This is a genomic window from Flavobacterium sp. GW823-FHT04A11 (assembly GCF_058796535.1).
This window is the reverse complement of the sequence record NZ_CM179503.1, coordinates 4187703-4201244: the sequence shown is the minus strand read 5'-3', so window position 1 is coordinate 4201244 and position 13542 is coordinate 4187703. Positions and strand designations below refer to the sequence as shown.

General features: G+C 36.5%; 11 protein-coding genes. 3 read left to right on the top strand and 8 right to left on the bottom strand.

Annotation, left to right across the window (positions count from 1 at the left end; all coding sequences use genetic code 11):
- Positions 1-19: 19 nt before the first annotated feature.
- From AC3QL1_RS18075 to AC3QL1_RS18065, 3 genes are read right to left on the bottom strand one after another with little or no spacing between them, the layout of a single operon-like run.
- Positions 20-1108, bottom strand: a complete 1089-nt coding sequence (locus tag AC3QL1_RS18075) for an efflux RND transporter periplasmic adaptor subunit (protein ID WP_492493533.1) — start codon at positions 1106-1108, stop codon at positions 20-22.
- Positions 1098-4382, bottom strand: coding sequence for an efflux RND transporter permease subunit (locus AC3QL1_RS18070; RefSeq protein WP_492493532.1), 3285 nt, complete (start codon positions 4380-4382; stop codon positions 1098-1100). The genes AC3QL1_RS18075 and AC3QL1_RS18070 overlap by 11 nt, the downstream gene beginning before the upstream one ends.
- 12 nt (positions 4383-4394) lie before the next feature.
- Positions 4395-5714 (bottom strand): TolC family protein, encoded by a 1320-nt coding sequence (locus AC3QL1_RS18065; protein WP_492493531.1) that lies wholly within the window; start codon positions 5712-5714, stop codon positions 4395-4397.
- A 232-nt stretch (positions 5715-5946) separates the two neighbouring features.
- On the opposite strand from AC3QL1_RS18065, the gene AC3QL1_RS18060 reads away from it, so the two are divergent.
- The 3 genes from AC3QL1_RS18060 to AC3QL1_RS18050 all read left to right on the top strand — a co-directional run bounded on the left by AC3QL1_RS18060 (position 5947) and on the right by AC3QL1_RS18050 (position 8352).
- On the top strand, positions 5947-6987 hold the full coding sequence (locus AC3QL1_RS18060) for a sensor histidine kinase (protein WP_492493530.1): 1041 nt from the start codon (positions 5947-5949) through the stop codon (positions 6985-6987).
- Positions 6984-7682, top strand: coding sequence for a LytR/AlgR family response regulator transcription factor (locus tag AC3QL1_RS18055; protein ID WP_492493529.1), 699 nt, complete (start codon positions 6984-6986; stop codon positions 7680-7682). The genes AC3QL1_RS18060 and AC3QL1_RS18055 overlap by 4 nt, the downstream gene beginning before the upstream one ends.
- Positions 7683-7878: 196 nt before the next feature.
- Positions 7879-8352, top strand: coding sequence for a PepSY-like domain-containing protein (locus AC3QL1_RS18050; protein WP_492493528.1), 474 nt, complete (start codon positions 7879-7881; stop codon positions 8350-8352).
- Positions 8353-8494: 142 nt separating this feature from the next.
- Here the strand turns inward: AC3QL1_RS18050 and AC3QL1_RS18045 are convergent, their stop codons facing one another.
- The 5 genes from AC3QL1_RS18045 to AC3QL1_RS18025 all read right to left on the bottom strand — a co-directional run bounded on the left by AC3QL1_RS18045 (position 8495) and on the right by AC3QL1_RS18025 (position 13542).
- Positions 8495-9259, bottom strand: coding sequence for an SDR family NAD(P)-dependent oxidoreductase (locus AC3QL1_RS18045; RefSeq protein WP_492493527.1), 765 nt, complete (start codon positions 9257-9259; stop codon positions 8495-8497).
- A 131-nt stretch (positions 9260-9390) separates the two neighbouring features.
- Positions 9391-10116 carry an SDR family oxidoreductase gene (locus AC3QL1_RS18040; RefSeq protein ID WP_492493526.1) on the bottom strand — a complete coding sequence of 242 codons (726 nt, stop codon included), beginning with the start codon at positions 10114-10116 and terminating at the stop codon, positions 9391-9393.
- 288 nt (positions 10117-10404) lie between these two features.
- Complete coding sequence (locus AC3QL1_RS18035; protein ID WP_492493525.1) at positions 10405-11328, bottom strand: helix-turn-helix domain-containing protein; 924 nt, start codon at positions 11326-11328, stop codon at positions 10405-10407.
- A 153-nt stretch (positions 11329-11481) separates the two neighbouring features.
- Positions 11482-12045, bottom strand: coding sequence for a 2'-5' RNA ligase family protein (locus AC3QL1_RS18030; RefSeq protein ID WP_492493524.1), 564 nt, complete (start codon positions 12043-12045; stop codon positions 11482-11484).
- Positions 12046-12174: 129 nt separating this feature from the next.
- Positions 12175-13542 carry an alginate export family protein gene (locus AC3QL1_RS18025; RefSeq protein ID WP_492493523.1) on the bottom strand — a complete coding sequence of 456 codons (1368 nt, stop codon included), beginning with the start codon at positions 13540-13542 and terminating at the stop codon, positions 12175-12177.

The following is a 13542-nucleotide window of genomic DNA, read 5'->3' as shown; positions in this document are numbered from 1 at the left end:
ATCGAAAGCTAAACGCAGGTTATTCGTTTATGATATCGCCTTCTTTAGTTTCTTCGCTGGCAATTTTTACCAGTTTATCTTTCGGGTTTAAATCACCGAATATTTCAATTTTATCGTCGATTTCTCTTCCTTTTTTTACTTCAACTCTTGTTGCTTTGCGGTTTAATACTTTGATTACATACAAACCTTCGGCAGAACTCACCAAAGCTGATTTTGGAATTACAAACGTGCTGTCTTTCGCGTTAAGCGGTAATAAAACTTCGGCCACCATTCCAGGTAAAAGATCTTTTTTAGTATTAATAACGTCCATTTCAACACGTTCAGAACGCAGTTTTAAATCTAAAGCTCCGGACATTCTGGTGATTTTAGCTTTAAAATTCTCAGGCAATGATTTTACGTTAAAATTCATTTCGTCGCCCTCATGTAAATATCCGGTGTAAAGCTCCGGAACAGAAACTGCCAAACGCAATTTGTCTTGTTGCTGAATCGTCAATAAAGGTAAATCAGAACCTTTTCCTGCAGGACCAACAAACGTTCCTAAATTGACGTTTCTTGCCGCTACAACGCCATCAAAAGGAGCGCGGATTTCAAGATAACTTCTCATGATCGAAATTTCTTTATGCGCCGCAATTGCTGCCTGATATTGTGCATAGTCAGAATTTTTCTTTCCGCTTGCCATTTCCAGATCATTTTTAGAAATCGTTCCTTCTACTTTGCTGGTTTCATACAAACGGTTGTAAGTACTTTTGCTTGTGGTATAAATGGCTTCCATCGATTTTAATCTTGATTCGGCTGCAGCCAGTTGAGAGCTGATTTCCGGTGCTTCAAGAACGATCAAAAGCTGTCCTTTTTTTACTTTGGTACCAATATCTACTTTTAGTAATTTTACAAAAGAGCTTACTTTGGCATATAAATCTACTTGTTGAAAACCGGTTAATTCAGCCGGTAAACGTAGTTCTGTTGTTAGTTTTTCTTTGTCTAAAAGAAAGGTTTCTGTTTTAGGTTCTATTTCTGCCGTAAATGTTTCTTCTTTTTTAGAATTACAACTAGTTAGAAAAAGTACCGCTACAAAAAATAATGCGGTCGATTGTATAATTTTATTTTTCATTTTTAGGTTTTAATGATGAGATATAATGGATGCTTTCTTCGTCTTCAGGATCTAAAGAAACAGATTGTGTTGTGGTATGTTCCTGAGCCCACGCAAAGATAAGCGGCAGGATCAATAATACGGCAAAAGTCGAGAATAATAACCCGCCAATCACGGCTCTACCCAACGGAGAAACCTGATCGCCACCTTCGCCATGACCAATTGCCATTGGCAGCATTCCCGCAATCATCGCAACAGAAGTCATGATAATCGGACGAAGACGAAGCGCCGCAGCTTCACGCGCAGATTCTAAGGCATTTCCATTTATTTTTCGCAATTGTTCGGCATTTGTGACCAGTAAAACGGCATTGGCAATCGAAACCCCAACCGACATGATGATTCCCATATACGACTGTAAGTTTAGCGTTGAACCTGTGATAGTCAGCATTAATAAAGCGCCTAAAACTACCGCCGGAACCGTGGTTAAAATTACCAGCGAAACCTTGAACGATTGAAAATTAGCGGCTAACATTAAGAAGATTACAAAAATGGCAACCAATAATCCGACTTGTAAACTACTTAATGTTTCGCTCAATACTTTACTTAATCCAATCGGAGTTATGAACAAACCACGCGGCAATTCTCCTAATGAACTAATTGTTGCATCCACATCTTTTGTGGCCGTCCCTAAATCGGTCTGACTAATGTTGGCTGTAACGGTAATGTATGGCATAGCCCCTAAATTGTCATTCTCACCGCTTACATAAGCCGGTGTGATTTTGGCCACGTCACTTAAAACAGGACGAAGCGAATTTTTTAATACCGGAATTTCTCCAATATCTGTTTTGCTTTTCATTTTGTTCAAAGGCACTTGCACCTGAACGTTGTATGATAATCCGGCTCTTTCATCGACCCAGGTATTTTTCTCAGTATATCTTGACGATGAGGTTGACGCTACCAGTGATCGTGATATGTCGTTCATGTCAACGCCCAACTCGGCTGCGCGGGTTCTGTCGATATCAATATTCATAGCCGGATAATGAATAGGCTGACCAATTTGCACGTCTCTGAAATACGAGATTTTTTTCAGTTTCTCTACAATTTGATTGGCGTATAATTCATTTCTCTTTTTGTCTTTTCCGGCAATTCGAACTTCAATTGGAGTAGGAGATCCCTGGCTCAAAACTTTATCCGTCAATTCGATTGGCTCAAAAGAAAGTTTCACATCCGGAAGCACTTTTTTGATTCTCGCTCTAAAGTCATCTTTAAAGTCGTCCATATCGGTGTGATATTCTTTTAAACTCACCTGAAATACCGCTTCATGCGAACCTGCCATGAACAAATAAATCGGGTTAATCGAGAATAATGAAGGATGTTGTCCCACATAAACAGATGAAATTCCGATATGTTCTTTGCCAACCATTTTTTGTAATTCTTTCAGAACAATGATCGCTTTTTCTTCGGTGCGTTCCAGACGGGTTCCGTCAGGAGCGCGCATTCTCAATTGAAACTGACTTGAGTTTACTTTTGGGAAAACATCTTTTCCGATAAAAGTGATAAAAGTAACCGCAAGGGCAATAGCAGCAATCAGATAAATTAGGGCAGCTGCTTTTTTATAAGGAAATAATCGATCCAGCGTTCGCATAAATCGGATTCTGAATTTCTCAAAAGCGCCAATTTTTCCGTTTCCGTCCGTATCGCTTTTCTCAACGTAAGCTTTTTTCTGCGTGATCAGTTCTTTTTCAGATTCAGGAGTTAAACCGCAATCGTTAAATTCTGCTTCGTCATCTGTAATTCCAGGCGCATGTTCGTGTTTTTCATGTCCTTTCATCAGCCAGTTGGCCATAACAGGCACAAAAGTCTGGGAAAGTAAAAACGAAATTACCATTGAGAATCCAATTGCTAAAGCCAAAGGCAAGAACAACGCTCCGGGAATACCAACCATGGTAAAAGCCGGTGCAAATACCGCCAGAATACAAAGAAGGATCAATAATTTTGGCAAGGCAATTTCCTGACAGGCATCCCAGATCGCGAGCGCTTTTGGTTTACCCATATCGAGATGCTGGTGAATATTTTCGATCGTTACGGTACTTTCATCCACCAAAATTCCAATCGCCAGTGCCAATCCGCTTAAAGACATTAAGTTGATGGTTTGTCCGAATAATTTCAGGAATAAAACTCCCGAGATAATCGAAATCGGAATTGTTAGAATTACAATCAAAGCCGCACGTCTGTCACCAAGGAATAATAAAACCATAAGTCCGGTTAAAACCGCACCGATAATTCCCTCTGTAATCAAACTTTTCACAGAATTAATTACATAAACCGACTGGTCAAATTCATAAGATAATTTTACATCTTCGGGAAGTGTACTTTGAATTTTAGGCAATTCTGCTTTTAATTTCTGAACCACATCCCAGGTCGAAGCATCTCCGGCCTTTGCAATACTGATGTAAACCGAACGTTTTCCGTTTACCAAAGCATAACCAGCGGTAATATCCGCACCGTCTTTTACAGTCGCAACATCGCCTAATTTCAGGTTTTGAACGCTTCCTTTAAACAACGGAATATTTTCAAAATCCTTAACTTCTTTAATCGTGTTATTGGTTGGCGTAATGTAGTTGATATCGCCCATTCTGACATTTCCAGAAGGAGCCGTCTGGTTGTTGATACGAATCGCTTCCACGATTTGATCCGGTGTCATATTATGCGAACGTAACAAATCAGGATCTACGTTAACCTCAATGGTTCTTGGGCTTCCGCCGAAAGGTGCCGGAGACAGTAATCCCGGAATCGAAGTAAACGAAGCACGAACATAAACGTTGGCCAAATCCTGCAATTCATTATTCGATCTGATTTTACTGCTCAAAACCAATTGTCCAATTGGCAAAGAAGAAGCATCAAAACGAATGATAAACGGAGGCTGGGTTCCCGGAGGAAACGCCGCCTGAATCCTGTTCGAGAGTGAACTTAATTCGGCTGCAGCCTGCGCCATGTTTGTGTTTTCATAATAGGTTAATTTCATGATCATTAACCCTTGTATATTTTTGGTTTCAACCGATTTTACACCATTGGCAAATGGTAAAATGTTGACGTAAGTTTTAGCAAAATAAGCTTCCATCTGGTCTGGCGTATAACCTCCAAACGGATGCGCGATGTAGATAACCGGCAAGTTCATTTTTGGCAGGATATCTACCTTAATGTCCTGTATGGCACCAATTCCGAAGAAAAATAGACCCGCAACCAATACTAATATGGAGATGGGTTTGCGGAGTGCAAAACGTATTAAATTCATTAGGCTCTATAATTAAAATTCATTTATAAATAAGTCAAAATTGCCCGTAGCGGCTACTTTTAGCAAATACGACTGCCATACATTATTGTTGACGATATCGCGATCAATCTCGGCACGGTTCAAAGTGTACATAATTTGTGTTAAATCGGTCAGGTCTGTTAAACCATTTTTGTATAAAGTCGATTTTTGCAAGTAGGCTTTTTGGGCTGCATTGACCTGAATTGGCGCTTCGGCATAATTCTCCAGCGTAATTTTTATTTTATCATCGGCAAAATTCAATTGCGATTTTAATTCCCTGTCAGCCTGATTGTATTCTTCCTGTAAACCCTGCGAAACAAACTTCTGAGCGCTTACTTGTTTGCTCATTCTGAAAGGCGTAGTCAGGTTCCAGCTAATTCCAACTCCAACCAGATAGTTAGAGCGATCCGGATTTACGCCATCCCAGTAATTTCTTGAAAATGCAGTCTGATCCGTTGCATAACCCGATTCAAATCCTGAAGCCCTGGTTTGCAAAACACCAAAAGCGGTCATGGTTGGGTAATAAAAACGTTTGTATAATTTAACCTGCTGATTGCTGTAATCAATTCTGGTTTTGTATAATTGCAATAACGGATGAAGGCTATCAGTTGTTTTTTCTGCCAGTAAAAGTGCTTTTGGAATATTGCCCACAAACAAAGTATCGGCGATAAAATCCTGAGGCGCAACGCCCATTAAATCAACCAGTTTGTTGTTTTGTTCTTTTACGAAGTTTTTCGCCAGATTCAAAGCAATTTTAGCTTTTGAAACTTCGGCTGTAGCCAAAGTAGAATCCACCCCGGCCAATAATCCGTTCTTAACGCGGACAACGGCTGTTCTTTTAAAAACTTCGGCGCGGCTTAAATTCTTTTGCTGCGAAATCAGTAATCTTTGGCTTGCCAGCAAATTAAGGTAAGCGGCAGAAATTTTAATTTCCTGTTGGAACATTTCCTGTTTCAGGTCGTTTTCTTTGGCCTTAAGATCCACTTTCGCCAGATTGATTCTTTCTTTTGCTTTTCCGAAAGTGAAAAAATCCCAGTTCATGTTCACTAAATACAAGGCACCAAAAGCAGAATTCCAGTTTTGGTCCGGTAAAGCCGGTCCCGAAGAAGCCGTTCCTAAACCGTTAAATCCGTATAAAGCTCCGTTTTGTCCATTGATAGTTCCATAATCCTGTTGGGCAGACAAATTTAAATTAGGTAAATAATCGCGGCGAGATTGTTTGAGCGTTTCTCGCGAAGCGTTTGTGTAGTTGGTTTTTGCTTTTATCGAACCGTAGTTTTCAAGACCCGTTTTGATGGCGTCTTTTAAAGACAAGTTTTGTGAGTAACCGATTGATGCAAAAATCAAGAAAAATAATAAAGTAATTTTTTTGAAATACATAAAAGTTCGTGGTATCAAATTATGCAACAAAATTATTTGTCTTTAACTGATAAAGGTCATCTTAAATGATGTACTGCACTTAAAAAATGACGAATTGAATTTGTCATTTTTTGGAAAAGGAAATTAAATATTTGTCCGTACTTTGTGAACTATTTAAGTTTTAAAAATGAATAAAAAATTTGATAACATATTGGACAACAAGTGGTGGCAGGAAATTGCCGTTGTTGCCTTCTCCTTTACAATTTATACGTTAAAAAATGACTGGATGTTATTTAGTTCTTTTACTTCCATTTTAATGGGGATTTTTTTCTACTTCATCCTTTACATGCACGCCCAGTTTAACCGATTTTTCCTTTTACCAATATTATTCAAAACCCGTCGTCCGGTAACTTATATACTATTAACGCTATTTGGCGCTTTTGTTTTTTCAATCATTTTGTATGAAATCATGATGCTGGATATGTTCAGCAATTGCCGATTATATCAAAACTCGCATCAAAGAAGTTATGTATACCAATTGGCCAGTGTACTGGGAACTTTGGTTTGTATTTTAAGCCCGATTATCGTTTTTAAATTCTACAGAATTCACAGAAAACAAACCGATGAAGCTTTGTTGTTTAATGAAATGCAACTGAATTCTTTGAAAGGACAATTGAATCCGCATTTTTTATTCAATACTTTCAATACACTTTACGGAATTAGTTTAGAATTCCCGGAAAGAACGCCTGATTTGATCATGAAAGTTTCGCAGTTAATGCGTTATCAACTGGAAAGCAACAGTAAAAAATGTGTATCTCTGGAAGACGAACTGGAATTTATAAACAGTTATGTTCAGCTGGAAAAAGAAAGAGTAGGGTATCGCTGCGAGATTACATACGATTGTAAAATCGATAACGAAAACGCCTATAAAGTGTCACCAATGTTATTGATTGCCTTTATCGAAAATGCCTTTAAACACGGCACCTGCGCGATTGAAAAATGTTTTGTCCGAATTATTGTTACGGTTGAAAACGGTTTACTGCATCTGCATGTTGTCAATTCAATTCCCACTAAAAAAACGGATGTTGTTTCGACCAAAATTGGACTCAAAAACACGATTGAACGTTTGAATTTAATTTATGGAAAAGACTATAAATTGAATATTCAGGAAGATAAAAACACTTATATCGTAGATTTGAAATTGCAACTGAAAAAGTTTGTAGAATGAAAGAACCAAAAAAATGTATAATTGTAGATGATGAGCCGGCAGCGCATTACGTGCTGGCGAATTATATCAAGCAGAATCCGCAATTAGAGTTGGTTTTTCAAGGCTATAACGGCATTGAAGCAATGGATTATCTTCGTGAAAACAAAGTCGATCTGATGTTTCTGGACATCAACATGCCGGAAATTTCAGGAATGGAATTGTTGAAGATTATTCCAACACATCCAAAAACGATTTTAACTACGGCTTATTCTGAATTTGCCCTGGAAAGTTATGATTACGGCGTTATCGATTATCTTTTGAAACCGATTTATTTCCCTAGATTTTTAAAAGCGGTTGACCGTTTTTTCAGCACTGAAAATCTAAAAACAAAGGAAGAAGAAGTAATTGTGAATTCGGTTCGCGTAAAAGTCGACGGTTATTTTGTTGATATAGAACTGGATCAGCTTTTGTTTGCACACAGTTTTGGAAATTATGTGAAATTACACACCACAAAGCGAACGTACTTAGCATCAATTACAACCAGTGAATTTGAAAAATGCCTTCCGGAAAAAAACTTTCTGCGCATTCATAAATCCTATATCGTGGCTCTGGATAAAATCGATGAAACCGAAAAGGATTTTGTCATTATCAGAAAAGAAAAACTCCCAATTGGAATTACTTATAAAAGAGAACTTTTTGAGCGACTTAAGAAGTAGTTTTTAATTGTTAATTATGAATTAGGAGTTATGAGTTATGAGTTATGAGTTTTGCAACTGAGACTGAGACTGAAAACCGCGACTGAGACTGAAGACTAAAAAACCCGCAATAAAAAAAATATAAATTTTTGTATTTCATTTAAAAGTAGTAGTTTTATTACTTTATTAAAAGTCTATTAATTTAATATTTGGAATCATGAAAGATATATTTTTAGCCTTTGCTTTTTTTTGTACTAGTTTTTTAATAGCACAAAACGGAATTATGCCGACAGGAGAAATCTCGCCGCCCGAGAAAGTGAGATTTACTTTTGAAAAAGAATATCCAAATAAAAAGCCAAATTGGTCTATAGAATATGTTGGAGATGACAATGACGAAATTCGATACGAAGCCAAATTCAAGACAGATACAAATGCGGAAGCATTAGCAGTTTACGATAACCTGGGAGTATTAAAAGCGTATGAATTACAGATTCCATACAGCCAGCTTCCTCAGAAAGCACAAGCGTATCTAAAGAAAAATTATCCGGCTAAAGCTATTCGCGAAATTGCAGTTGTAGTCGATTATAAAAACAAAACAACGTATGAGGTTGGAGTTGAAAAAGATTCAAAATTTTATGATGTTGTATTTGATAAAAACGGAGGTTTTGATGTCATAGTCCAAAAAGACTAATAAATGGGAACTTACTAATTCAATTATATTTTAAAAGGACAAACCCGATAAGCTTTAAAAACTTATCGGGTTTTGTTTTATAAATGGGTATAATTAAAAATTAAAAATTTACCATTAGCAATCAACCACTAACAATTAATTATTACAGCATCATTCCGCCTGAAACTTCAATTCTTTGTGCATTTACCCAGCGTGCTTCTTCAGAACATAAAAAAGCAACAACGCCTCCAATATCATCCGGTAAACCAACTCTTCCCAAAGCTGTTACAGAAGCAATTTGCTGATTCATCTGCTCGTTATCACGAACAACTCCGCCACCGAAATCTGTTTCAATAGCTCCGGGAGCTACAATATTTACTCTTATTTTTCTGGCGCCTAATTCTTTAGCCTGGTATTTTGTCAACGTTTCCATTGCGCCTTTCATAGAAGCATAAGCGGCATATCCAGGGAAAGAAAATCGCGCCAAACCTGTTGAGATATTTACGATTCCGCCACCGTCATTCATGATATTCAATCCTTTTTGAGTTAAGAAAAAAGGTCCTTTAAACTGAATATTTGTCAATTGATCAAATTCAGCTTCGGTTGTTCCAACAAAAGAATTGTGGATTCCGATCCCGGCGTTGTTTACCAAAAAGTCAAATTTATCTGTTTTGAAAGTATTTTTCAGAACTTCAGAAACATTTGTAAAGAAAGAATCAAAAGTCCCTGATTCAGCAACATTCAATTGAAGTGAAGCTGCTTTTTGTCCTAAACTTTCGATTTCTTTTACAACGGCATCAGCTTCTTCTTTTTTGCTGTTGTATGTAATGATTACGTCAATTCCTTTGTTAGCAATTGCAATTGCCATATTTTTTCCTAAACCTCTGCTACCACCTGTAACCAGAGCTATTTTTGTATTTACTGCCATTTTATATTTGCTTTATGATTAAATTAAAAATTGAGAATTAAAAATTAAAAATCTGCGTGAAAAAAATTAAACACACAGAAACATAGGCTTATTAGCGTTTACATTATCTATGTTTCTATGTGTTAAAAAAATTAGTTAGAATGTAATGCTTCAAAAGATGCCTTTAATTCCGGAACACTTGCGTTTAGTCTGGTTTCGCTGGTACCGAAAGTAAGTTCTTTTTTACCTTGTTTTAATTGTTCGAAAATAGAAACAATGAAATCACTCACACTTGGATGCGCGTCATGCAAACCAATACCGCCAAGATCTGTGTTTAAGGCAGGTGGAATAATTTCGATTACTTCAATGTTTTTTGCTTTTAATAAGTGACGAAGCGATATGGTAAACGAACGGAAAAATGCTTTTGTAGCCGAATAAACCGGAACTTTTGCGAAAGGTGAAAATGCCAATCCAGAAGTTACGTTCATTACCGTTTTTAACGATTTTAAATTGATAAATAAAGAAGTCAAATGCAACGGAGCTTCAATATTGGTAGAAATTTCAGCTTTCATACTTTGATAAAAATCAGCATCATCCACAGAAACCCATTTTTGGATTCCGGCGTTATTGATCAGGATATTTAAATCAGGATGATTTTCAGAAATCCAGTTGTAAAGTTCGACTCTTTCTGCTTCTAAAGATAAATCGCAGACTTTTGTAATTACGGTTGGAAATTTTGCTTTAACTTCATTTAAAACAGATTCGCGGCGCCCGCAAATAATCACTGTATTATTTTCTTCGATAAATCGTTGTGTAAGCCCAAGTCCGATTCCGGTTGCACCACCTGTAATCAGGATTTTGTTGTTTGATAATTCCATCTTTTTCATTTTTTAAATTGATATGACAAAGGTAGGAGCGAAGTAGGTTTGGGGAATTGTAAATATCAAATCGATGTTTGCAAAATTCAAATCAGAAGAATGCAAAAGTCATTGCGAGGAACGAAGCAATCTCACTGCTGAATATACAATCTTAATTTTGAACGCTGATGACACGGATTCGCAAGCGAAAACGCTGATTTACCGCGGATTTTTTATTTAACGGTAAGGAACGCAATGATTTAGGCTAATTTTATTGTAATCTAAACTCTATAATCTAAACTCTGCAATCTAAGATCTAAATGCCAAAGGCGTAATAGTAGTTTGTTTTTTAAAGAAGTTAGAAAAATGCGCCAGCTCTTCAAAACCCAAGGAATAAGCAATTTCCGAAATGTTCCAATCCGTTTGTTTTAAAAGGATTTTGGCTTCATTGGTTAGTCGGCTGCTGATTAATTCGGTTGTGGTTTTTCCGGTATTTTCTTTTAGAACTTTATTTAAATGGTTTACGTGAACGGATAATCTTTCCGCAAAATCTTTGGCAGTTCTAAGTTCTAATCGCTGATGCGGAGATTCGATAGGAAATTGTCTCTCAAGTAGTTCAGCAAACAAAGAAGAAACTCTTGCGGCAGAATTATGCTTGGAATATAACGCTGTTATAGGTTGCAGTTTTTGCCCGAAATGAATTAATTCGGCCACATAATTTCTGATCAGATCATATTTATAGACGTAATCAGAATTGATTTCTTTTTGTATTTTATTGAAAATCAATTCAACTTCTGAAACTTCCTGATCTGTAAGCTGAAAAATAGGATATCCGTCTGAAGCGAAAATTGGAAGTTCGTCCAGATCAATTCCGCTTTTGTTTTTGGATAGAAATTCACTTGTAAAAACACAAAACTGCCCGGATTGATTGGTATCCTGCGGAAGATAATTGTATGGAATTTTGGGTGTGGCAAACAAAAGTCCCTGTTTGTCGATTTCAATTATTTTATCGGCATATTCGGCTTTATTCTTGCCTCTTATCAAACTGATTTTGTAATAAGCCCTTCGGTCATAGGGCATTCCGGGTTTTTCTTTTAGTCTTTCGTAAAGTTCCTTGATGTCAAAAACATTAAAATGTCCTATTTCCTTTTTAATGTCGTTTGGCAACAATGAACTTGGTTCTACAGATGAACCTTCGGTGATATCCTGATAAAATGAATCTAGTGATTTCATAAGTGTGAATTGTAAAATTCAAATATACGAAATCTTATTTAGTTTCAGGTTTCAGTTTTTTTGTTTCAGGTTTGTTTTTCTTCGTGGTGGTTTAATCGCAAGGAGCGCAAAGGTTTTTAGCAATGTTCGCAAGGTTTGTATTTAAGGCTAATATCAAAACAAACTTCCCTGAATTAATTCTGGTTGTGGATTACTGCCAAATGGGTATGTCTCAATAACGAAAAACTGTTTTTTGACCGGATCTAATTCCCGTAAAACAATTTCGCAGCACAAAAAATCAATATCAATTGTGGTAAAAAGCTGTGATGCTATTTTAAGGTTTTCAGGAATTAATTTCCGGCCAATTGACATATGGGGATCATCGCTTTTTTTGAGTTTTAAAGGTTTTAAAGTTTCCTGAGTTTTTTTGAGGATCACCTTTAAATTAGTAGTTGAATCTTCGTTTGGAGCAATGTAAAATGCACCTGCGTTATCATAAGATCCAAAGTGATTTAAATTTACCGGGAAAGGAGTGAAAGTATCGCAAACTTTGAAAAGCTTTTGTTTGTATTTTTCTATTTCTGATTCATCAATAGTAAACTCACAAATTGTAATATGAGCAGTAGAATTACAACTGTTATACCAATCGATTTTACTTTTCAAATAATCTTTCATGGTTTTGACCGAATCAATTACATCCTGAGAAGGATAAATGGCAACCGAATACTTTTTCTCCATTTGTGTATTTTTGATTTACACAAATTTAAAATTTAAACCGAATTTTCATCATCAATTAAAATAATCTTTGCGTGTGGACGGATTAAAATCCGTCCCTGCAATATAATTCGAATCTGGGATTCTTTAAAATCAGAATTTAAATTGAGCCGTCAAGGCCGCATAAAAATAATCTTTTCCGGTTCCAACTTCTTTTAAAAATGAACCTGCATCAAACCAGCCGGTTTCTAATGTAAAAGAAAGAAAATCATTGGCCGTATAATCTAAATTCGAAATTAATTGAGAACCGATAAAGCGTTCTGTAGTGTCTTTTCCTGAATACAATAATTGCATATTCGGAGCATATAATCCATCACTTATGGTTTGCCTCCAAAAAACATCATAATCAAATCCAAGACCTAATTTTTCGGTCAGTGTAAAATTAACCGAAGGATGAATATCAATTAAATTAGATGGGCCAATAAGGGCAACTAAACCAAAATAAGCACCTCTTGGATATAAAGGATTAAAGGTTTGTAAATGATCATCGTCTGAATGTTTATCACCCGAAATAATTTCTGTTTTAAGTCCGATTTCAGGGCTGAATTTTATATTTTCGAAAGTATAACACGCAAATGAGGAAATTGTCCAGGCTGAAATTGTCTGTTCATTTATGGTTCCGAATTGGTATAATCCTTCAAAATCATATTTCCAGTTTCCTTTGTTTTTCCAGATTCTTGTGCCAATCGATTGTCTGTTTTCTTCGCCAGTGGCATTATCAAAAACGGCTCTTTTTTTCCATAACCCTAAATAATACAAATCGATATTCTGAATAAAAGGCACTTTATGCATAACGGTATAACTTCCCCAGAACTGGGCATTTTCGTTAAAATCATCATTAAAAGTTCCTTGTTTATTCGCAATCGGGTGGGTATAAAAAGCATCTGTCTGCCAGTTGTTTTTCTTATAAAATAATTTAACGGCATCAAAAGCAAGTCTGCTGTTTGGACCTTCACGAACCGCTATTAAACGCTGCGAGCCATACGACATTTCCTGTCTTCCTGAACGTAGTGTGAAACGTTCGTCAGCATTTTTAATAAAATCAATATCCAAAAAAGCCTGATGAAAATCCAGTTGATTTTCATCAACCGGACTTGGATCAATTTTACTGTTGGCAAGACTACTCTGCAATTCTACGAAAGTCCTGAAAATTCCCAGATGAACATCGGCATGAAGCAGATAACGGGAAAGCAGGTAACCATCGCCTTCATCAGAATCATCGCCCCATTTATCATTTACGGTGTAGGTATATTGTAATCTTGCCTCACCTCCAATGGTGGCGTAATAGTTGTCGTTTTTTCCTAACGGAATATACTTTATTTTTTCATACCAATTTCTCGTAGAATCTTTCAAATAGGTTAAATCATCGTCATATCGCAGCTTTTGAAAAACTGGTCCTTGCTGTGCATTTGCAGAAAAAATAATCCCCAAAAGCAACAATAATCGGAATACTGTTTTCAT

Bases quoted from the DNA above. Each gene is read 5' to 3' on its own strand.
- AC3QL1_RS18075 (WP_492493533.1), bottom strand. From the start codon at position 1,108: ATGAAAAATAAAATTATACAATCGACCGCATTATTTTTTGTAGCGGTA.
- AC3QL1_RS18030 (WP_492493524.1), bottom strand. From the start codon at position 12,045: ATGGAGAAAAAGTATTCGGTTGCCATTTATCCTTCTCAGGATGTAATT.
- AC3QL1_RS18025 (WP_492493523.1), bottom strand. From the start codon at position 13,542: ATGAAAACAGTATTCCGATTATTGTTGCTTTTGGGGATTATTTTTTCT.
- AC3QL1_RS18045 (WP_492493527.1), bottom strand. From the start codon at position 9,259: ATGGCAGTAAATACAAAAATAGCTCTGGTTACAGGTGGTAGCAGAGGT.
- AC3QL1_RS18055 (WP_492493529.1), top strand. From the start codon at position 6,984: ATGAAAGAACCAAAAAAATGTATAATTGTAGATGATGAGCCGGCAGCG.
- AC3QL1_RS18040 (WP_492493526.1), bottom strand. From the start codon at position 10,116: ATGGAATTATCAAACAACAAAATCCTGATTACAGGTGGTGCAACCGGA.
- AC3QL1_RS18050 (WP_492493528.1), top strand. From the start codon at position 7,879: ATGAAAGATATATTTTTAGCCTTTGCTTTTTTTTGTACTAGTTTTTTA.
- AC3QL1_RS18070 (WP_492493532.1), bottom strand. From the start codon at position 4,382: ATGAATTTAATACGTTTTGCACTCCGCAAACCCATCTCCATATTAGTA.
- AC3QL1_RS18035 (WP_492493525.1), bottom strand. From the start codon at position 11,328: ATGAAATCACTAGATTCATTTTATCAGGATATCACCGAAGGTTCATCT.
- AC3QL1_RS18060 (WP_492493530.1), top strand. From the start codon at position 5,947: ATGAATAAAAAATTTGATAACATATTGGACAACAAGTGGTGGCAGGAA.